At 69.2% G+C, this 19,641-nt stretch carries 24 protein-coding genes; 13 read left to right on the top strand and 11 right to left on the bottom strand.

Features of this window, described 5'->3' with window-relative positions; all coding sequences use genetic code 11:
- Window positions 1-41: 41 nt before the first annotated feature.
- Window positions 42-785, top strand: coding sequence for a DUF2306 domain-containing protein (locus KEC57_RS04030; protein WP_229383234.1), 744 nt, complete (start codon window positions 42-44; stop codon window positions 783-785).
- Between the two features lie 15 nt (window positions 786-800).
- On the opposite strand, the gene KEC57_RS04025 is transcribed toward KEC57_RS04030, so the two are convergent.
- From KEC57_RS04025 to KEC57_RS04005, 5 genes are all read right to left on the bottom strand, one after another.
- Window positions 801-1,727, bottom strand: coding sequence for an LLM class F420-dependent oxidoreductase (locus tag KEC57_RS04025; protein ID WP_229383233.1), 927 nt, complete (start codon window positions 1,725-1,727; stop codon window positions 801-803).
- Between the two features lie 12 nt (window positions 1,728-1,739).
- Window positions 1,740-2,705, bottom strand: coding sequence for a cation diffusion facilitator family transporter (locus KEC57_RS04020; protein WP_229383232.1), 966 nt, complete (start codon window positions 2,703-2,705; stop codon window positions 1,740-1,742).
- 66 nt (window positions 2,706-2,771) lie between these two features.
- A complete protein-coding gene (locus KEC57_RS04015; RefSeq protein ID WP_229383231.1) occupies window positions 2,772-3,884 on the bottom strand; it encodes an alpha/beta hydrolase in 1,113 nt (370 codons plus the stop codon).
- Window positions 3,885-4,012: 128 nt separating this feature from the next.
- Entirely contained in the window at window positions 4,013-4,687 is a 675-nt protein-coding gene (locus KEC57_RS04010) for an SRPBCC domain-containing protein (RefSeq protein WP_229383230.1), read from the bottom strand.
- 1 nt (window position 4,688) lies between these two features.
- Window positions 4,689-5,168 carry an ArsR/SmtB family transcription factor gene (locus KEC57_RS04005; RefSeq protein WP_229383229.1) on the bottom strand — a complete coding sequence of 160 codons (480 nt, stop codon included), beginning with the start codon at window positions 5,166-5,168 and terminating at the stop codon, window positions 4,689-4,691.
- Between the two features lie 78 nt (window positions 5,169-5,246).
- On the opposite strand from KEC57_RS04005, the gene proC reads away from it, so the two are divergent.
- Entirely contained in the window at window positions 5,247-6,089 is an 843-nt protein-coding gene (gene proC, locus KEC57_RS04000; protein WP_229383228.1) for a pyrroline-5-carboxylate reductase, read from the top strand.
- Window positions 6,090-6,117: 28 nt separating this feature from the next.
- Here the strand turns inward: proC and KEC57_RS03995 are convergent, their stop codons facing one another.
- Window positions 6,118-6,789 carry a potassium channel family protein gene (locus KEC57_RS03995; protein ID WP_229383227.1) on the bottom strand — a complete coding sequence of 224 codons (672 nt, stop codon included), beginning with the start codon at window positions 6,787-6,789 and terminating at the stop codon, window positions 6,118-6,120.
- Complete coding sequence (locus KEC57_RS03990) at window positions 6,782-8,221, bottom strand: TrkH family potassium uptake protein (RefSeq protein WP_229383226.1); 1,440 nt, start codon at window positions 8,219-8,221, stop codon at window positions 6,782-6,784. The genes KEC57_RS03995 and KEC57_RS03990 overlap by 8 nt, the downstream gene beginning before the upstream one ends.
- 66 nt (window positions 8,222-8,287) lie before the next feature.
- Here KEC57_RS03990 and KEC57_RS03985 point away from each other — a divergent pair, with 66 nt between their 5' ends.
- Window positions 8,288-8,686 (top strand): ArsR/SmtB family transcription factor, encoded by a 399-nt coding sequence (locus KEC57_RS03985; protein ID WP_229383225.1) that lies wholly within the window; start codon window positions 8,288-8,290, stop codon window positions 8,684-8,686.
- Between the two features lie 24 nt (window positions 8,687-8,710).
- On the opposite strand, the gene KEC57_RS03980 is transcribed toward KEC57_RS03985, so the two are convergent.
- Together KEC57_RS03980 and KEC57_RS03975 are read right to left on the bottom strand one after the other, a co-directional pair.
- On the bottom strand, window positions 8,711-9,514 hold the full coding sequence (locus KEC57_RS03980) for an ABC transporter permease (RefSeq protein ID WP_229383224.1): 804 nt from the start codon (window positions 9,512-9,514) through the stop codon (window positions 8,711-8,713).
- A complete protein-coding gene (locus KEC57_RS03975) occupies window positions 9,511-10,467 on the bottom strand; it encodes an ATP-binding cassette domain-containing protein (RefSeq protein ID WP_229383223.1) in 957 nt (318 codons plus the stop codon). Before KEC57_RS03975 ends, KEC57_RS03980 begins: the two co-directional genes overlap by 4 nt.
- A 107-nt stretch (window positions 10,468-10,574) precedes the next feature.
- Between KEC57_RS03975 and KEC57_RS03970 the strand changes: the two genes are divergently transcribed.
- From KEC57_RS03970 to KEC57_RS03950, 5 genes are all read left to right on the top strand, one after another.
- Entirely contained in the window at window positions 10,575-11,504 is a 930-nt protein-coding gene (locus tag KEC57_RS03970) for a TetR/AcrR family transcriptional regulator (RefSeq protein ID WP_229383222.1), read from the top strand.
- Between the two features lie 94 nt (window positions 11,505-11,598).
- Window positions 11,599-11,790, top strand: coding sequence for a helix-turn-helix domain-containing protein (locus tag KEC57_RS03965; protein WP_229383221.1), 192 nt, complete (start codon window positions 11,599-11,601; stop codon window positions 11,788-11,790).
- A gap of 83 nt (window positions 11,791-11,873) precedes the next feature.
- Window positions 11,874-11,972 carry a 30S ribosomal protein bS22 gene (locus KEC57_RS03960; RefSeq protein ID WP_003792170.1) on the top strand — a complete coding sequence of 33 codons (99 nt, stop codon included), beginning with the start codon at window positions 11,874-11,876 and terminating at the stop codon, window positions 11,970-11,972.
- An 84-nt stretch (window positions 11,973-12,056) separates the two neighbouring features.
- Entirely contained in the window at window positions 12,057-12,350 is a 294-nt protein-coding gene (locus KEC57_RS03955) for a rhodanese-like domain-containing protein (RefSeq protein WP_229383220.1), read from the top strand.
- Entirely contained in the window at window positions 12,347-12,598 is a 252-nt protein-coding gene (locus KEC57_RS03950) for a glutaredoxin family protein (protein ID WP_229383219.1), read from the top strand. Before KEC57_RS03955 ends, KEC57_RS03950 begins: the two co-directional genes overlap by 4 nt.
- A 68-nt stretch (window positions 12,599-12,666) precedes the next feature.
- Here the strand turns inward: KEC57_RS03950 and KEC57_RS03945 are convergent, their stop codons facing one another.
- Both KEC57_RS03945 and aspS read right to left on the bottom strand, forming a co-directional pair.
- A complete protein-coding gene (locus KEC57_RS03945; protein WP_229383218.1) occupies window positions 12,667-13,458 on the bottom strand; it encodes a tyrosine-protein phosphatase in 792 nt (263 codons plus the stop codon).
- A 38-nt stretch (window positions 13,459-13,496) separates the two neighbouring features.
- Window positions 13,497-14,837 (bottom strand): aspartate--tRNA(Asn) ligase, encoded by a 1,341-nt coding sequence (aspS, locus tag KEC57_RS03940; protein ID WP_229383217.1) that lies wholly within the window; start codon window positions 14,835-14,837, stop codon window positions 13,497-13,499.
- Between the two features lie 145 nt (window positions 14,838-14,982).
- Here aspS and KEC57_RS03935 point away from each other — a divergent pair, with 145 nt between their 5' ends.
- From KEC57_RS03935 to resB, 5 genes are all read left to right on the top strand, one after another.
- Complete coding sequence (locus KEC57_RS03935) at window positions 14,983-15,657, top strand: DedA family protein (RefSeq protein ID WP_229383216.1); 675 nt, start codon at window positions 14,983-14,985, stop codon at window positions 15,655-15,657.
- 81 nt (window positions 15,658-15,738) lie between these two features.
- Window positions 15,739-16,368 (top strand): histidine phosphatase family protein, encoded by a 630-nt coding sequence (locus tag KEC57_RS03930; RefSeq protein WP_229383215.1) that lies wholly within the window; start codon window positions 15,739-15,741, stop codon window positions 16,366-16,368.
- Window positions 16,365-17,012: a TlpA family protein disulfide reductase gene (locus tag KEC57_RS03925; RefSeq protein ID WP_229383214.1), complete on the top strand. Its 648-nt coding sequence runs from the start codon at window positions 16,365-16,367 to the stop codon at window positions 17,010-17,012. Before KEC57_RS03930 ends, KEC57_RS03925 begins: the two co-directional genes overlap by 4 nt.
- Window positions 17,009-17,878, top strand: a complete 870-nt coding sequence (locus KEC57_RS03920) for a cytochrome c biogenesis CcdA family protein (RefSeq protein ID WP_308187566.1) — start codon at window positions 17,009-17,011, stop codon at window positions 17,876-17,878. The genes KEC57_RS03925 and KEC57_RS03920 overlap by 4 nt, the downstream gene beginning before the upstream one ends.
- On the top strand, window positions 17,859-19,637 hold the full coding sequence (gene resB, locus KEC57_RS03915; protein WP_229383213.1) for a cytochrome c biogenesis protein ResB: 1,779 nt from the start codon (window positions 17,859-17,861) through the stop codon (window positions 19,635-19,637). Before KEC57_RS03920 ends, resB begins: the two co-directional genes overlap by 20 nt.
- The last annotated feature ends 4 nt before the right edge of the window (window positions 19,638-19,641 follow it).

Below are 19,641 nucleotides of genomic sequence, written 5' to 3'. Positions count from 1 at the left end.
ACCCTGCCGGGTCCGTTGCGGCCGGCCCTACCGTGACAGGCGTGACCCGCCTCATCGAACCCGTCCGCACCGCTCCCGCCGCCGCGCGACCGGGCGGCATCCGCTCGCGTATCGGCTGGACCTTCGTGCTCCTCACCGCCGTCGCCATCGTCGCGTACTCCGCGGCGCCCTACTTCACCGCGTCGCTGCGCGAGCTGGCGGGAGACGAGGTGGGCCTCGCGCCCACGTACGCCCAGGCCCACCCGTTCGTTCAGGGCGCGCTCTACGTGCACATCGTCGGCGGCGCGCTCGCGCTCGTACTCGGTCCCCTGCAGTTCTGGCGCGGCCTGCGCACCCGCGCACCGCGCGTGCACCGCTGGATCGGCCGCACCTACCTGATCGGCGTCGCGATCGGCGCGGCGGGAGGGCTCGTGATCGCGCCGTCGAGCCCTGCCGGCTACGTCGGATTCTTCGGGTTCGGCACCCTCGCCGTCCTCTGGCTCATCACGGGGTGGCGTGCGTACCGAGCGATCCGCCGCCGGGATGTGCCGAGCCACCAGGCGTGGATGATCCGCAACTACGCACTCACCTACTCCGGCGTGATGCTGAGGGTGTGGCTGCCCCTGCTCCTGCTCGCGCCGCTTCTTCTCGGCCAGCCGTGGGAGTTCGAGCCGGCTTTCGCGAACGCGTACGCCGCGGTGCCCTTCCTCTGCTGGCTGCCCAACCTCGTGTTCGCCGAGTGGCTCGTCCGCCGCCGCGGTCTGCCGTCGTATCGTCTCCCGGTCCGAGGCGCCGCCTCGGTCTGAAGCGGAAGGGCGTGCTCAGCGAGGGAGGTGCGGGAGCACCTCGGATCCGAGGAACTCGACATGCTCCACGTCCTGCAGGTCCAGGAGCTGGAAGTAGACGCGCTCGATTCCGAACGAGCGGTAGTGCGCGACGCGTTCGGCGATCTCGTCCGCCCCGCCCACGATGTTGGTGCCGTCGCGGACCTCGGCGAGCGTCTTGCCGATGCGGGCCGCCCGGCGCTGCACCGCGTCATCGTCCGGACCCGCGAACGTCGACATCGCCAGCGACAGGCGAACCGTGCCCGGATCGCGGCCGATGCGCTCGCATGCCGCATGGAGGTTGTCGATCCGCTCCTGGATCTGGTGATCCTCGGGAAAGCCGACGTTGTACTCGCTCGCGAAGCGCGCGACCAGGTCGGGCGTGCGCCGCGGGCCGCCGCCGCCGACGATGATGGGCGGAGGCGTCTGGGTGGGCTTCGGGAGCGCGGGCGAGTCGATCAGGGTGTAGTTGTCGCCCGCGAACGAATAGGTCTCTCCGATCGGAGTCGACCAGAGCCCGGTGACGATCTCGAGCTGCTCCTCGAGCAGGTCGAACCGCTTCGGCGGAAACGGGATGCCGTAGGCGCGGTGCTCGCCCTCGAACCAGCCGGCACCGAGGCCGAGCTCGACACGCCCTCCCGACATCTGATCGACCTGCGCGACCTGGATCGCGAGCATGCCCGGGTGACGGAAAGTCACCGGCGAGACGAGTGTGCCGAGCCGGATGCGCGAGGTCTCGCGAGCGAGACCGGCGAGCGTCGTCCACGCGTCGGTGGGGCCTGGGAGCCCGTCGCCCATACCGCTGAGGATGTGGTCGGAGCGGAAGTACCCGCTGAACCCCAGGCGTTCCGCGACCTGCGCGAAGGCGAGCTGGTCGGCGTAGGTCGCCCCGAGGTGGGGCTCGGTGAAGACGCAGTACTCCACAGCGAGCCCCCGTCAGTCCGCCGACTTGATGAAGAACTCCTCGGTCGGGGGAGCGGGGTCATCGCCCGGGCGGTAGATGTCGGGTTCGAAGTAGATGACGCGGGCGGCGGGCACGGCCTCGCGCACGCGCGCCTCGATCCGGTCGATGTCGCTGGCGATGTGCGCGAGCGGCGCATCCGCGGCGAAACCGAGCTTGGCGGCGACGAGCAGCTCATCGGGACCCAGATAGAGCGTCTTGATGTGGATGAGCTTTCGCACCTCGGGCCCGCGGACGATGGCATCCACGATGCGCGCGTGATCGGCATCCGTCGCCCCTTCGCCCACCAACAGGCTCTTCGTCTCGATGCCGAGGGTGATCGCGACGAGGATCAGCAGGGTGCCGATCAAGAGCGTGCCGATCGCGTCGAAGATCGGGTTGCCGGTGATCGCCGTCATGCCGACGCCGAACAGGGCGAAGACGAGACCGGTGAGGGCGGCGATGTCTTCCAGCAGCACGACCGGAAGCTCGGGAGCCTTCGCGTGGCGGACGAACGACACCCACGACTGGCCGGGCGTGCGGACGTGGTTGCTCTCTTTCACCGCGGTGCGCAGCGAGAACGACTCGAGCCCGATGGCGATCACGAGCACGATGATCGGGATCCAGAAGTTGGTCAGCTCGTGGGGGTGCGTCAGCTTGTCGACGCCCTCGTAGATCGAGAAGAGACCGCCGACCGAGAACAGGATGATCGAGACGACGAACGCGTAGACGTAGCGTTCGCGGCCGTAGCCGAAGGGATGCTCGCTGTCGGCGGCGCGCTTGGCACGGCGTCCGCCGAGCAGCAGGAGCAGCTGGTTGCCGGAGTCGGCGACCGAGTGGATCGCCTCGGCGAGCATCGAGGCCGAGCCGGAGATGAACCACGCGACGAACTTCGCGAGCGCGATTCCCATGTTCGCGAGGAACGCCGCGATGATCGCCCTGTTGCCGCCGGAAGCACTCATGGGTCGAGTCTACGGATGCCGCGGACGCCCGTTGAGCACGTGCGGCGAGACAGAGGAAGTCGCGCGTCAGTCCGACGCGCGCAGGATGATCGCCTCGGTCGATGGCGACAGCGTCGTCGGGGCGGCCACGTATCCGATGACCGAGAGGAGCGCCTGGCGGAACTCGATCGGGCGCTCCAGGTGCGGTGAGTGACCGGCGCCCTCGAGAGTGATCTCGGTGACATCGCCGCCCGCGCCGGCGTAGCGGCCGAGCACGTCCCGGGTCTGCGACACCATCTCCTGCGCGGGGGCGATGTCACCGCCGGGCCAGCCCGGGACGATCCCCAGCCTGCCGAGGTTGTTGACGTCGGAGAACGACGCGTCCGACACGATCGGATCCAGGCTGCCGTGGATCCACAGGATCCGGGGCTTCTCGGCGAGATCGACGATGCCCGACACGTCGAAGTGGCCCGGGGCCAGGGCATTGAGGACGCCGATCCCGCCGGCGCCGAATCCGGGCCAGTTCTCGCTCGGGACGGCATCGCCGGGGTAATTTCCGGACGCGGTCGAGGTGGTGAGCATCGACTCGACCCAGACGTCCTCGTGCTCGCTCTCGTAGCCGTCTGCGACGTAGCTCGAGCGCAGGACGCTGCGGGGAGACGTGGGGGCATCGGCTGACGTATCGCGGTCGGTCAGCCGCTGGACGAAGTCGGGGTTGGCCCCGCCCCCGCCGCAGCCGGCGTCGTCGTCGGTGAGGCGCGATCCGTCGCGCCGCGTTCCTCCGAACCCGTAGGGCGACACCGGCGCCTGCAGGGTGAGGCTGAGTGCGGGGTGGTCGAGCGCGTACTGAAGGACGACTCCGCCGCCCATCGACCAGCCCACCAGGTGCGCCGTCGGGATGCCGAGTGCGTCGAGCGTCGCGTGCACGTCGTCGCTGAAGTCGCGCACGCCGCGCGTCGCGTCGACGGGGAGGTGCTCGGTGCCGCCGAAGCCGCGCAGGTCGATCGCGATCACGCGCAGGTCCTCGGGCAGGTCCTGCATCGTCTCCTGCCAGAACAGTGCGGACGAGAGGTTGTCGTGGATGAAGACGACCGTCCGCTCCGGCGGGGCGGTCTGGTCGTCTCCCTCGCGTTCCAGCACGTTGACGCTCACGCGGGGCGTCTCCACGGTCCGCGCGGTGATGCCGTCGAAGAGGGTCATATCGGTGCCTCCCACGTCGTCGCGAGGCGTCATCGCCCTCGCACTTTCGAGGATAGACCCGGTCGCCGGAGGGGTGCCCAGCCTTTCAGCATCCGGATGCCGCGGCATCCGCAGCACCGAGTCCGCGCTCAGGGCTCCAGCATCTCGACGGGCGTCTCGCCCGTGTAGAACCCGAAGGTGGCGTCGGCCGCCGCGTGCGCCACCGCGGGCTCCGCGCCGTCGGCGATCTGCGCTGCGGCCCACCCGTCGGCGGAGGCGCGGTAGAAGGCCCTGCCCTCGTCGGTGAACGCCCACGCCTCGGCGGCTTCGGGCGGCAGATCGGTGCTGCCGGCGAGGTGCAGCGCCAGGCCGAGCAGGCCGCCGTCCCAGCCGACACCGGTGGCGCCGGGGCCGTAGATGTCCCAGAACCCCGGGGGCAGGTCCGCGACGCGCGCGGTGTGGATCAGCTCGACGCGCGTCGACTCTTCGCCGGTGCTCCGAAGAGCGACCTCGAGCCACGACATGCCGCCGCCGAACTCCCATGTCACGCGGTAGCGCGCCTCGTCGCCGGAAGGCGGATCGCACGCGAGCACCTCGCCGCCGGCGTTGCCCTCGAGCTGGTAGCGCCCGCCGAGTCGGAGGTCGCCGGAGACGGGCAGGAACCACCGCGGAATGCGCTCGGCGGATGTCACCGCGTCCCAGACGTCGTCGATCGGCGAGGGATAGGTCTGCGTCAGCGTCTGGACGCGCGTCTGCGCGCCGTCGCGTTCGTCGCTGCGTACGGCGCGCTGCACCGCCGCGATCTGTGCGTTCACATCCACCATGTCAGTTCTCCTTGTCATCGCCGGGGGCAGGGGTCTCGGTCGCGCCGGCATCGATCGCAGGCGCGGCCGCGGGGTCCGTGGTGTGGGCGGGGCCGGCACCGGGCTGGTCGGATGCCGCGGCCGAGGCATCCGATCGCTGGTCGCCGTCGCCGGCCAGGCGTCGTGCCCGCCGCCCGCGCGCGAGTTCGGTGCCGAGGGCATCGAGCTTGGGCTGCCAGAACCGGCGGAACGGGTCGAACCATGCGTCGGCGGCCTCGAGCGGCGCCGGGTCGATCGCGTACAGCCGGCGCGTGCCTTCGGCCCGTGCCGAGGCGAAGCCGGCTTCACGCAGCACGCGCAGATGCTGCGATACCGCGGGCTGCGAGATGCCGAACTCGCGCTGCACGACCTCGCCGATCTCGCCCGCGCTGCGCTCGCCGTCGGCGAGGAGTTCGAGGATGCGCCGGCGGACCGGGTCGCCGATGATGTCGAGCGCGTGCATGACATCTATGCTTGCATTATCACTTATATAAGTCAAGCACGATACGTTGCATCGGACCGACCTCATAGGATGACAGGCATGCCTGAGACGAACGCCCTGCCCCCGATCGCCATCCTCGGTGCCGGTTCCATGGGGGGTGCGATCGCGCGAGGTCTCTCCCGTTCGGGCCTTGCGAAGAGCGGCGTCACGACGACGAACCGCTCGGCCGTGAAGGCCGCGGAGCTCGACGGCCTCGATGCCGTCACGAGCGTCGCACTCGAACGCTCGCCGAGCGGGAACACGGATGCCGCAGCCGCCGCCGATGTGGTGCTCGTGGGGGTGAAGCCCGCCATGGTGCCCGACCTGCTCCGCGAGATCGCACCGGTGGTGCGCCCGGGCACGATCGTGGTCAGCCTGGCCGCCGGGGTGACGATCGCCACGTTCGAGCAGATCCTCGGCGACGGGGTCGCCGTTCTCCGCTCGATGCCGAACACACCGGCGCTCGTCGGACGCGGCGTGACGGGGCTCGCTGCCGGCTCACACGCGGGCGCCGCCGACACCGACGTCGTGAAGCGCCTGTTCGAGACCGTCGGCACGGTCGTCGACGTCTCGGAAGCGCAGATCGACCCGCTCTCGACGATCTCGGGATCGGGCCCGGCCTACTTCTTCCTGCTGGTCGAGGAGTTCACGAAGGCGGCGATCGGCAAGGGCTTCGACGAGGCCGAGGCCCGACTGATGGCCGAGCAGACCTTCATCGGCGCGGCGGCGCTGCTCGAGGCATCCGGAGACGACCCGGCCGAGCTGCGCCGGCGCGTGACCAGCCCCAAGGGCACCACCGAGCGTGCGATCGCGGTCCTGCAGGAGGCCCGCCTCGACGAGGTGTTCGCCGCAGCGACCGACGCAGCCCTCGCGCGGGCGAGAGAGCTGGCGGAGGGAGCGTAGGCGACCCCCGCCGGCGACGGTTGAACGGTCAGCGATCGAGCGCGGCGAAGCGCTCGATGTCGGAGTTGGTGCCCGACACGATGATGAGGTCGTGGTTGGTCACGACGGTGTTCGCCTCGGCGTAGCGGAACGGCTTGCCAGGACTCTTCACGCCGACCACGGTCACGTTGTACTTCGTCCGCACCCCGGACTCGTTGAGGCCGACGCCGCGGATGAACTTCGGCGGGTAGAGCTTGGCGAGGGCGAAGTCGTCGTCGAATCGGATGAAGTCGAGCATGCGCCCGCTCACCAGGTGGGCGACGCGCTCGCCGGCTTCGCGTTCGGGATAGATCACGTGGTTGGCACCGACGCGGGCGAGGATCTTGCCGTGGGACTGCGATACCGCCTTGGCCCAGATCTGCGGCACCTTCAGGTCGACGAGGCATGCGGTGATGAGGACGGATGCCTCGATCGACGAACCGACCGCGACCACCGCGACCTGGAAGTCCTGCGCGCCGATCTGCTTCAGCGCGTCGATGTTGCGGGCGTCGGCCTGCACCGTGTGGGTCACGCGCTCGGACCACTTCTGCACGAGATCGAGACTCTCGTCGATCGCGAGCACTTCGCGATCGAGCCGGTCGAGCTCGCCGGCGCACGCGGCGCCGAAGCGTCCGAGCCCGATCACGAGGACGGGCGCGTCGCTGCGGATCTTCTCAACCAACGATGGGCCTTTCCACGGGCAGCGAATAGAGCTGCGAACGGGATGTCGCGGCCACGGCCGCCGCGAGTGTCACTGTACCAATGCGGCCCATGAAGATCGTCAGGGCCATGACGTAGACGGCGGGATCCGACAGCTCGGCGGTCAGTCCGGTCGACAGGCCGACGGTTCCGAACGCCGAGATGACGTCGAACAGCACGTCCGAGACGGGTTCCTGACTGATCTGCGCCACCACGATCGTCGACAGCGCGACGATCGTCGCGCCCCACGCGACGACCGAGAGCCCGACCCGCTGCACGTCGCTCGGGATGCGGCGGCCGAACGCCTGAACGGCGGGGCGGCCCTTCGCCTCGGAGATCACCGCGAGGGCGAGGATGGCGAGGGTGGTGACCTTGATGCCGCCCGCCGTGGAGGCGGAGCCACCGCCGACGAACATCAGCATGCAGCCGACGATGAGCGAAGATCCGTGGAGTTCTCCGATGTCGACGACGGCGAAGCCGCCGGAACGGGTCATCGCCGAGAGGAAGAATGCCTGGAACGTCGTGTCCCAGGCATCCATCGACCCGAAGGTCTTGGGATTGTTGTACTCGAGGATGAGGAAAGCCGCAGCCCCCGCGAAGAACAGCAGCACGGTGGTGATGATCGTGAGCTTCGTGTGAAGCGGCCAGCGGCGCACGTGCCAGTAGTTCTTCCACAGCGCGTAGATCACGGGGAACCCGATGCTGCCGAGGAAGACGCCCACCATGAGCATCGTCATCAGGAAGTAGTCGTCGGCGAACGGGACGAGCCCGCCGGGATTGGGCGTGAACCCGGTGTTGGTGAACGCCATCGCCGAGTAGAACGGTGCCTCCCAGAGGGCCTCGAGGGGTCCCACTCCGGCGAGAAGCAGTGCCGGGTACAGCGCGAGCGCGACGAGTCCTTCGATGAGCAGCGTCGACAGCGCGACCGTGCGCAGCAGCTGGCCGACCTCGCCCAGGCGCACCGTCTGGCCCTCGTTGACCGGACCGCCGTGGGTGCGGAGCGGATTGCTGTCGCTCGCGGCGATCAGCTTCGCACGCAGTCCGAGGCGCTTGGAGATCACCAGGCCCAGGATCGATGCGAGCGTGAGCACGCCCATGCCGCCGATGTTCACGCCGATGAAGATGAAGACCTTGCCGAGCGGTGAGAAGGTCGTCGCGATGTCGACCGTCGACAACCCCGTCACGCAGATCGTCGACACCGCGGTGAAGATGGCGTCCGCGAGCGGCAGGCGACGCCCGTTCGCGGCCGCCGCGGGAAGCGACAGCAGGGCGGTGAAGACGAGGATGAGCGAGACGAACACGATCACCGCGAAGCGCGCTGGAGAGGAGGTCGTCAAGTTCCGCAGTCGGTCCCACGAGGACTTGAGCGCCGTGGGGATGCGCCGCACGAGCGACCCGGCCGGGTCTGTCGTCATGCGCCGCCCCTTCCTTAGGAAACCTCAGTCATGGTACTCCGCTGGGCACCCGACTAATCTGAGCACATGGCGGACATCTTCGACGTGATCGCGGACGGCACACGTCGCGACATCCTGCGACTGCTGCTCGATCGATCCTCCGCCGGGGAGCGCGGCACGAGTGTCTCCCACATCGTGCACGAGCTCGGTGCGAGCCAGCCGACGGTGTCGAAGCACCTCAAGGTGCTGCGCGACGCGCACCTCGTCTCGGTGCGCGAGGAGGGCCAGCACCGGTACTACAGCCTCTCCTCGGCGCCCCTCGACGAGGTCGACGACTGGCTGATCCCGTTCCTCGACGACGTCGAGGACGAGTACGCCTCGTCGCTCCCCGACTCCGCGGCCCACGCGGCCGAGGTGGTCGGCCGGGCCGCGGCATCCGCGAAGCATGCACTCGAGGCGGCTTTCAAGAAGCTCCCCGGCCGCTGACCCGACCTCCCGGAGTGCTCCGCCTCAGCGCCGTCCGGCCTTGCGGCGGAACAGCCACGCGCCCCATGCGAACGAGACGGCGAGGATCGCGAGGCACCACCCGATCGCCCATGCCGCAGAGTCTCCCATCGGCGTGCCCATCAGCAGGCTCCGGATCGCCTCGATGATCGGCGTGATGGGCTGATTCTCGGCGGCCCACTGCAGCCAGTCCGGCATGGTCGAGACGGGCACGAACGCGCTCGAGAGGTACGGCAGGAACAGGATGATGAACCCGTACCCGCTGGCGGCTCCGGGGCTGCCGGCGGCGAGGCCGATCGCTGCGAACAGATAGGTGATCGCGAGGATGTACAGCGCGATCATCGCCACCGCGCCGGCCCATCCCCACACGTCGGCGGTCGGGCGGAATCCCACCAGCAGCGCGACGCCGATCACGATTCCCGTCGCGACCAGATTGCGCAGCAGGCTCGCGACGACGTGTCCGGTGAGCACCGCGCTCGCCCGGAGGGGCATCGTGCGGAAGCGATCGATGATCCCCGCCGTCATGTCGTTGGCGACATAGACGGCGGTCGTTGCCGCGCCGAATCCGGCGCACAGCAGGATGATGCCCGGCACGACGTAGTCGACGTAGCCGCCGGAGGGATCGATCGCGCCGCCGAACACGTGCGTGAACAGCAGCATGAGCAGGACCGGCAGCATGATCGCCATGAGAAGGGATTCGCCGTCGCGGAGCGAGTGCGTGAGGCTCCGGCCGACGAACACGCGCTCGGCGGTGAAGCCGGTGATGCGAGGCCGCAAGGCGGGGGCGGGGGAGGGGGTGATGGCGGTCATGAGGTCTCCTCGAGCACGGATGATGTCATTGGGGTGCTCGATCCGGCATCCGGCCGGCGAGCGGATGCGCCCGAGTCGTCGGGCGAGGTGAGGGCGAGGAAGACGTCGTCGAGACTGGGCCGGCGGAGCACGACGACACCCTGCGCGCCGGACTCGTCCAGCACGTCGAGCGCGCGGCGAAGCCCCGACACCGAGCCGTCCGTGGGCTCCTCGTGGAGGAGGACGCCGTGCTCGTCGTGCAGCTCGACGGTGTCGCCGCCGATGCGCGACTTGAGCTGGGCGGCGGTGCCGATCGCGACGATGCGTCCCTCGTGGAGCACGGCGATGCGATCGGCGAGGTGATCGGCCTCTTCCAGGTACTGCGTGGTGAGGAACACGGTCGTGCCGGCATCGGCCAGCGAGCGGATCACGTCCCACAGTTCGCGCCGGCTGCGGGTGTCGAGTCCGGTCGTCGGCTCGTCGAGGAACAGCACTTCCGGGGCGACGACGAAGCTGAGGGCGAGGTCGAGCCGTCGGCGCATGCCGCCGGAATACGCGCCGACGCGTTTGGCAGCGGCATCCGTCAGTGCGAAGCGTTCGAGCAGTTGCGTCGCACGCACCCGCGCGGCGGCCCGTGACAACCCGGAGAGGCGTCCGAGCATCACGAGGTTCTCGGTGCCGGTGAGCACCTCGTCGACGGCGGCGGCCTGCCCCGTGAGACTGATGCGCCGTTTCACCTCGTCGGGCGCGTGAGCGACGTCGATGCCCGCGACGCTGGCCGTGCCCGCGTCGGGTCTGATGAGCGTCGTCAGGACGTTGATGGTCGTGGTCTTGCCGGCGCCGTTGGGGCCGAGCAGGGCGAACACCTCGCCGCGCGCGACCGTGAGATCGATGCCGTCGAGGATGATCTGGCGTCCGAAGGCCTTGCGAAGGCCGCGGACGTCGATGGCCGGCTGCGTGATGCTGTCGCTCATCGTGGGTCCTTTCGTCGAAGGGTGTGTATCGCAGAAACTGTTTATGACCGTAACTGTTTATGACGGTAACACACTGTTTACGTCCTAAACAGTCCTAGACTGACGACATGACCGACGCGACCGAGCCCGAACTCCCGCGCGGCATCGCCCTCGCATGGGGTGTCGCAGCGAACCCCCAGCGCGGGCCCAAGCGCGAGATGAGCGTCGAGCGCATCGTCGAAGTGGCCGTCGAGATCGCGGATGCCGAAGGGCTGGCTGCCGTGTCGATGGCGGGGGTCGCGGCGCGTCTGGGCTTCACGCCGATGTCGCTGTACCGCTACGTGAGCGCGAAGGACGACCTCGTGCTGCTCATGCAGGAGGAGGCGACGGGAACCCCGCCCGACTCCATGCGCACGGCAGGCGGGTGGCGCGAGCAGCTGCAGGCGCTGTACCGCGAGCAGGTCCAGCGGTACCTGCAGCATCCGTGGGTGCTCGACGTCCCGATCAGCGGATCGCCCACGACGCCCAACAGCGCGACGTGGATGGATGCCGGACTGCATGCGCTCGCAGGCACCGCGCTCTCGCATGAGGAGCGGCTGGCCGTCATGCTTCTCGTGACCGGCCATTCGCGCTGGACGGGAATGGTCCTGGCGGGGTACGCGCGCATGCAGCGGGAGCGGGGAATCGGGGACGCCGAGATCACGCGGAGCGAAGATGCGCTGTATCGGCTGCTGATCACGGCCGACGCGTATCCCGACCTTCGCGCCGCGATCGAGGCGGGCGTGTTCCTCGACGAGTCCGACCCTTTCTCGTTCGGCCTCGATCGAAGCCTCGACGGCGTCGCCGCCTACATCGCGGCTGCCGAGCAGGGGCGCCACGACGAACGACCCGCCTGGGTGGGACTCGACGACGGCGACATCGCGGATGACAAGCGTTTCCGAGAGGCGCAGAAGGCCGTGCGCGAGGCCGAGAAGTCGCTGCGCGACGCCCGCAAGGTCGAGCGTCAAGCAGCCCGCGAGGCCCGCGAGCGCCGCGCCCGTCAGCGGGGCGATTCCTGAGCCGCCCGCCCCAGTCGTCCCATGGGTCACAGAGGTTTACACGCGTACCTCGGGCGTTCTAGAGTGTGGGCAGTACTTCTGGGGAAGGAATGACATGGCTGAGCTGTCTGACGTGCGCTTCCTCACGGTCGCCGAGGTCGCAGAGATCATGCGCGTCTCGAAGATGACGGTGTACCGCCTCGTCCACTCCGGCGAACTGCCCGCCGTGCGCTTCGGACGCAGCTACCGAGTGCCCGAATCGGCGGTGACCGAGGCCTTGCAACGGCCCGTTGCCGACGTCGGCTAGACTGTCACGAGGCATTTTTCCGCATCTGCCCGTTGCAGGGCGCGCACACGCCGCGCCCAGACCCCGACATAGTGAGGTTTTCCGTGGGTTCAGTCATCAAGAAGCGCCGCAAGCGCATGGCGAAGAAGAAGCACCGCAAGCTGCTTCGCAAGACCCGCCACCAGCGCCGCAACAAGAAGTAAGCGGTAACGACACCAAGCGTCCCCCGACCGGGTTCCGGTCGATGGGGGCGCTTCGTGTCTGCCCGTGCCGTGGAGGAGGCCACCATGAAGTCCATCACCGTCCAGCAGCGCCACGCGCGCGAAGACACCCCGCTCATCGATGTGCGCGAGGAATGGGAGTTCGAGACGGGCCACGTGCCCGGCGCCGTGAACCTGCCGATGTCGGTCATCGGCGAACGACTCGATGAACTGCCCGACGGCGCATTCGACGTGATCTGCAAGGTCGGCGGACGCTCCGCCCGCGTCGTCGAGGCACTCACCGCCCGGGGCCACGACGCCACGAACGTCGATGGCGGCACCGACGAGTGGATCGCCGCGGGGTATCCGGTCGAGTCGTGACGACACTCACCCTCATCGGCAAGCCCGACTGCCATCTGTGCGACGTCGCACGGGAGGTCATCGAGGCCGTGGTCGCCGAACTGCCCGAGGAGTCGGTCGAGGTCGAAGAGTTCTCGATCGCCGACGACCCCGCCCTCCATGCGACGTGGTGGGAGAAGATCCCGGTCGTCCTCATCGACGGCCGGCTGCACGGCCATTGGCGGGTGTCTCCCGACCGGCTGCGTGCGGCCCTCGACGCCGCCGGGTGACGACGCGGCGTGCAACGCCGTATCGACCCCGTCAGCGGCCGCTGTGAAGGAAAGGGCGCCCGCGCCGGTCAGGCGACCAGACGTGCGCGCAGCGCCTCCAGCTCGGAGTCGGTCAGTCCGCCCGACTGCAGATAGGCGGCGGCGCCGCCTCGCTCGTCGGTCCAGGCCAGCGCCTGCTCGATGGCGGCGGCAGGCGTTCCGGTGAGCAGCGTGTCGATGGTCGGAGTGAGCGGGACGCCCATCGCGGTCACCATCGCGCGCATGCGATCCGCCCACGCTCCCGCGAGGTGGGCAGCGGACGAGGCGTAGTCGGCGACCACGGCGTCGCGATCGGCCCCCGCCGTGTCGAGCATGAGCGCGACCGCGACGCCGGTGCGATCCTTGCCCGCCGTGCAGTGCACCAGCACGGCGCTGGGCGCATCGTCGGTGGAGGCGGCGATGAGGCGGGCGAGTGCTGCGAAGGATGCCGCGCCGCCGGCGAGCATCGAGACGTAGAGGTCGCCGAGGCCGGGCAGCTGCGCCACGGCCGCAGCGATCGCGGCGGCGGCGGCATCCGCGGCGTTCGGGTCGTCCGCTTTCGGCGCCTGCTGCGCCATGCCGGTGAGCGCGCCCTCCAGGAGCGGCAGATCGACGACGCGGAAGGGGCGCGAGTCGGGAAGGCGATCAGCGGCCATTCCCCGCTCGACCTCGGTGCGGAAGTCCGCGATCACGCCGATGTCGGTCGCCGCCAGCGCGTCGAGTCCGCCGGGTGTGAGCGCGCTGAGCGCCTCGGATCGGTAGAGGACGCCGCTGCGGGTCGCGCCGCCGCCGTCGAGAGGGGTGCCACCGGTGTCGCGGAAGTTCTGCAGGCCTTCGATCATGCGCCCATCGTGCCAGACGCGCGGGGCGCCGCAGAAACTCAGGGGGCGAGGCGCGTGGGGCCCCGGAAGAGATAGGTGACCTCGCGGATGGAGGACTCGCCGAGCAGCAGCATCAGAACGCGCGCGAGGCCCATGCCGAATCCGCCGTGCGGCGGGGCGCCGTAGCGGAAGAAGTCGAAGTAGAAGTCCAGGTGCTCGGGCTCGAGCCCCTTCTCTCTGGCCTGCTCGATCAGCACGTCGACGCGGTGCTCGCGCTGCGCACCGGTCGTGATCTCGACGCCCTTGAAGAGCAGGTCGTAGCTCTTGGTGAGCCCGGTCTCCTCATCGCGCATGTGATAGAACGCGCGGATCTCGGGGTGATAGTCGGTGATGAAGACGAACTGGTGGCCGTAGGTCTCTTCGACGTAGGCCGAGATCTGACGCTCGCCCTCGGGGTCGAGGTCGCCGTCGGTGCGGGGCACCTCGTAGCCACGGCTCTTGACGATCTCGAGCGCCTCTGCGAGGGGGATGCGCGGGAACGGCACAGCCGGCACCTGCACCTCGAGGCCGAACAGCTCCTCGATCTCGGTGCCGTGCTTGTCCTTGACCGCACCGATCGCGGTGGCGAGGAGCTCCTCCTGCATCTTCGCGACATCCTCATGGGAGTCGATCCAGCTGATCTCGGCGTCGATCGAGGTGAACTCGGTCGCGTGACGGCTGGTGAACGAGGGGTCGGCGCGGAACGCGGGGGCGATCTCGAAGATCTTGCCGAAGCCGGCGACCTGCGCCATCTGCTTGAAGAACTGGGGCGACTGCGCGAGGTAGGCGGTCTGGTCGCCGAAGTACTCCAGCGAGAAGAGCTCCGCGTTGGACTCGGATGCCGAGGCCATCAGCTTCGGCGAGTGCACCTCGATGTAGTCGCGCTCGATCCAGTACGTGCGCATCGCGTGCTCGAGCGTCGTCTGCACGCGGAAGATGAGGTTGTTGCGACGCTGACGCAGGTCGAGGAAGCGCCAGTCCATGCGCTTGTCGGAGCCGCTGTCGGCCGCGATCGGCGTCTCGGGGAGCGCGGCGCCCGCGATGGCGAGGGCACCGATCTTGATCTCGACGCCGCCGAGCTTCACACGCTCGTCGTGCTTGAGCTCGCCCGTGACCGTCAGGAACGTGCCGGTGGCGAGGTTCGAGATCGTGTCGGTGAGGGCGAGGGCCGCGGCATCCTGTTCGGTGCCGTCCTCGGCGGGGCGCGTGGCTGGATTGACCAGCTGCACAGCTCCGGTCTCATCGCGCAGGATGACGAACTGGACCTTCTTCTGGTCGCGGACGGTCTCGACCCATCCGGAGACGGAGACGGGGCCGTCGGCGAGAGCCTGCAGCTGGTTGACGAGAACGCGTTCACTCACGAGGGATCAGTCTACGTGGGTGGGTCGCCGGGCATTCCCATCGGGATCCGGGGGTCTGCACCCAGGAACGGTTCACCCCGGGCACGTAGCGTGGAAGCCTCCGCCATCATCGAGCGCCATCCGAGAAGATCTGGACCCCCGACGAATGACGACTGCGACCACCGACGGCTCCTGGCTCACCTCCCTCGCCGACTGGGCGGTGTCGCTCATGGACATCATCGGCCCCGCCGGCGCTGGTATCGCCATCGCGATGGAGAACCTGTTTCCGCCCCTGCCGAGCGAGGTCATCCTGCCGATGGCCGGGCTCGCTGCGAGCCGCGGCTCGTTCACGGTCTTCGAGGCGCTCCTGTGGACCACCGCCGGGTCGATCGTGGGGGCTCTGCTGCTGTACGGCCTCGGCGCGTGGCTGGGGCTCACCAGACTCCGCGCCTTCGCGGCGAAGGTGCCGCTGCTGCATCCCGAAGACATCGATCGCACGGTCGCGTGGTTCGGGCGGCACGGCGGCAAGGCCGTGTTCTTCGGACGGATGATCCCGATCTTCCGCAGCCTCATCTCGATCCCGGCGGGCATCACGCGCATGCCGGTCTGGCGATTCACGCTGCTCACCGCCGCCGGAAGCGTCATCTGGAACTCGATCTTCGTACTGTCGGGGTACTACCTCGGAGAGTCGTGGCACGTCGTCGAGCGGTACGCCGACATCCTGCAGTACGTCGTCATCGGCGCCGTCGTGATCGGCGTCGCCTGGTTCCTGTACGTCCGCGTCCGCGCGCTTGTCCAGAGCCGTGGCTCGCAGGGTGGCCCCGAACCCGAGTTCGACTGAGCCGGATCCCGACGGCCCGGCCGTCTCTGCGCCGACCGGCGCTCAGCCGGCCCACAGAACCGGCCCACGTAGACTGGGCGCGTGCCCGCCGATCGCCTCCATCTCGTGCGCCATGGAGAGGTTCACAACCCCCGCCGCGTGCTCTACGGCCGACTCCCCGGGTTCGGGCTGAGCGCCGACGGACGCAAGATGGCGCGGCAGGCGGCCGAATACGTGCACGCGATGCAGCGTCCCGTCGCAGCCCTCGTCTGCTCGCCGCTGCAGCGCACTCGTGAATCGGCCGAGCCTTTCGAGGAGCTCTTCGGCAGCGAGCCGGTGATCGACGAGCGCGTGATCGAGCCGACCAACGTCTTCGAGGGCAAGCGCATGGTGCGCGCCGTCCTCAACCCCTGGAACTGGCGCCACCTTCGCAAGCCCGCGCTTCCGAGCTGGGGCGAGCCGTACGCGGACGTGGTGGGGCGCATGAACGCCGCCATGACGCAGGCGTGGGAGGCGGCGGACTCGGGTGACGTCGTCATCGTGTCGCACCAGCTCCCCATCTGGATCACGCATCTGGCCGTCGCCGGGCTGCCGTTGCGGCACGACCCCCGCGCGCGGCGCTGCGCGCTGTCGAGCGTGACGAGCTTCGAGATGGTCGACGGGAAGTGGACCGAGACCGCGTACGCCGAGCCGGCGTCGACGGCCGGCGCGGTGGATGTGGGGGCGGTATGAGGATCGGATCGAGCGCTGAGGCTGTCGACGCGCGCAGCTCGAAGGTGCGGAGACTGCGGGCTGCGGCATCCGCTCTGCTGGCGATCGTGATGATCGCGGGACTCGCCGCGTGCACCGCCGACCCCCTCGCCGACCAGTACCGCGAAGGCTCGAACAAGGGGTTCATCGCGGCGAGCGGTCAGCGTGTGGACGAGATTCCCCAGAGCGAGCGCACCGAGCCGATCGAGTTCGAGGGCGTGCTCGACGTCGGGGGCAGCGCCTCGAGCGCCGACTACCTCGGCGAGGTCCTGGTCGTGAACTTCTGGTACGCAGCCTGCGCTCCGTGCCGGGTCGAGGCGCCCGAGCTCGAAGACGCCCACGAAGCGTTCGACGGCGAAGAGGTGTCGTTCCTCGGTGTGAACCTCTACGACGGTGCGGAGGCATCTCGCGCGTTCGCCGAGAAGTACGGCGTGACCTACCCCAGTGCGCTCACAACGGTCGACGGCTCCATCAAGCTCGCGTTCGCGGGGCAGACTCCTCTCAACGCAGTGCCGGTCACCCTCGTCCTCGATCGCGAGGGGCGCGTGGCGGCGCGGGTCATCGGGCAGCTCGATGACGCCTCGATCCTCGAGGCTCTCGTCCGCGACGCACTGGAGGAGGCGTGAATCTCGGTGCACTCGTCGCGGACGGGTCGCTGCTGGTCGCGATCCCGATCGCCGTGCTCGCGGGCCTCGTCTCGTTCCTCTCGCCGTGCGTGCTGCCGCTCGTTCCCGGCTACCTCGGCTTCATCGGCGGCGCCGTCGCGCCGCGGCCCGTCGATTCCCGCACACGAGCGTCGAAGAATCAGGAGATCCCGGTGATCTCCGGCGTCGACGGGCCGGGATCGTCCGTCCGGCCCGATTCCTCGACGGCTGCCGCGGCCGGCGGCGCAGCCGCGCCGACGGCCGCGCCGACGCGCGGCCGACTGCTGCTGGGCGTGCTGCTGTTCATCGCCGGCTTCACGGTCGTCTTCGTCAGCATCGCGATGCTCGGAGGAACGCTCGGCCGCTTCCTGCTGGAGTACGCAGACCTCATCACGCGCATCCTCGGCGTGCTCATCATCGCCATGGGCCTCGTGTTCATGGGGCTCTTCGGACTCGCGCAGCGCATCGCGCGTCCGCAGGTGCGCTCCAGCCTCGGCCTCGTCGGGGCGCCGCTCCTGGGCATCGCGCTCGGCATCGGGTGGGCGCCGTGCATCGGCCCGACGCTCGCTGTCATCCTCACGATGGCGTTCGATTCCGGCTCGGCCGCCCGCGCGGCCCTTCTGGGGGTCGCGTACTCGCTGGGCCTCGGCATCCCCTTCCTCCTCCTCACCCTCGGCTTCGGCTGGGCGACGAACTCGGTATCGTTCGTGCGCCGCCACATCCGTGTCGTCAACCTGATCGGCGGCGGACTGCTCATCGTGCTCGGACTTCTCATGGTGACCGGCGTGTGGACCGCGATCATGGCTCAACTGCAGGGGGTGTTCGCGAGTGTCCCGGCGCCCCTCTGACGAATCGACCGGCGAGTCGTCGGGCTCGGGCGACGCCGCATCCGACCCGCTCCGCCCCGCCGATCACGCCGATTCTCCTGCCGGCCCCGTCCCTGGCGACAGCCGCGGAGAGGCATCCGACATCACCCAGCCGCGACTCGGATTCGTCGAATGGCTGCGCTGGGGCTGGCGCCAGCTGACGTCGATGCGCACCGCGCTCGTACTGCTGCTCCTGCTCGCGATCGCCGCGGTGCCGGGTTCGCTGGTGCCGCAGCGCAGCGCCGACCCCAACGGTGTCACGCAGTACTTCGCGAACAACCCCGACCTCGCGCCGATCCTCGAGAACCTGAGCATGTTCGACGTGTACACGTCGCCGTGGTTCTCGGCGATCTACATCCTGCTGTTCATCTCGCTGGTCGGCTGCGTCATCCCGCGCACCAGGCACCACTGGAAGGCGCTGCGTGCGAAGCCCCCGCGTACCCCGGCGCGGCTGTCGCGGCTGGACGTGCATCGCGCCGAGACGCTCGAGCTCGACCATGAGTCGGATGCCGCAGCCGCGGCCGAGTCCGCCATCGAGGCCGCGGAGCAGCAGCTGAAGAAGGCCGGGTATCGCGTCGAGCGCTACGACGCGCGCGGCACGCTGTCGGTCTCGGCCGAGCGCGGATATCTGCGTGAGACCGGCAACCTCGTCTTCCACGCGTCGCTGGTCGGCGTGCTGCTCGCGGTGGGTATCGGCGGCGGCTTCACCCACACCGGCCAGACGGTCATCATCGAGGGTCGCACGTGGGTCAACACCCTCCTGGACTACACCTCGTTCAACCCCGGTCGCTTCGTCGACGAGGATGCGCTGACGCCGTACGCGCTCACGCTCGACCGGTTCGACGTCACCTATCAGCCCAGCGGAGTCCAGGGCGCGGGGCAAGCGGGCAACTTCGTCGCCAACCTCACCACCCAGCTTGCCGGGGAGGATCCGCAGACCGGCGAGGTGCGGGTGAACCATCCCCTCGACATGGCAGGCGACCGGATCTACCTCATGGGCAACGGCTACGCTCCGACCCTGACGATCCGAAACGCCGACGGCGATGTCGTCTTCTCGGAATCGGTGCCGTTCCTGCCGCAGGACACCAACATGACCTCGCTCGGCGTCGTCAAGGTGCCCGACGGTCTCGACGAGCAGATGGGGCTCGTCGGCTTCTTCTATCCGACGCAGGCGCCGCTCAGCACCGGCGCGTTCGCATCCAGCTACCCTGCGCTGATCAATCCGGTGGTCTCGCTCGACGTGTATGTGGGCGATCTCGGCATCGACGGCGGCACGCCGCGGTCGGTGTACACGCTCGACACCTCCGAAATGGAGAAGCTCGCCGGGCGCGGCACCGACGTCGAGTCGATCGAGCTGGCCCCGGGCGAGACCGCGGACCTGCCCGGCGGACGCGGCACGATCACGTTCGAGAACGACGCCCCGGCCGGCGCGACCGGCTATGACGGGTCGGTCAAGCGCTATGTGTCGCTCTCGGTCCACCGCGACACCGCGGCCACGTGGGTGCTGGTGTTCGCCGCGCTCGCCACCGCGGGCCTGCTGGCCGCGCTGTTCGTTCCCCGGCGGCGCATGTGGGTGAAGGCGACCCCGCAGGGTGGCACGGTTCAGCTGGAATACGCCGGGCTGGCACGCGGCGAGGACCCGACGCTGGATGCCGCGGTCGAGCAATTCGCCACGCGCCACCTCGATGGGCTGCGGCTCGCCGAGACTCGGCAGCCCGTTTCGACCCCCGACGTAGACTGAGAGC

The organism is Microbacterium allomyrinae, assembly GCF_020682705.1.
GTDB lineage: Bacteria > Actinomycetota > Actinomycetes > Actinomycetales > Microbacteriaceae > Microbacterium > Microbacterium allomyrinae.
Note: the sequence above shows the minus strand (reverse complement) of the source record. Positions and strands in the feature narration are given on the sequence as shown.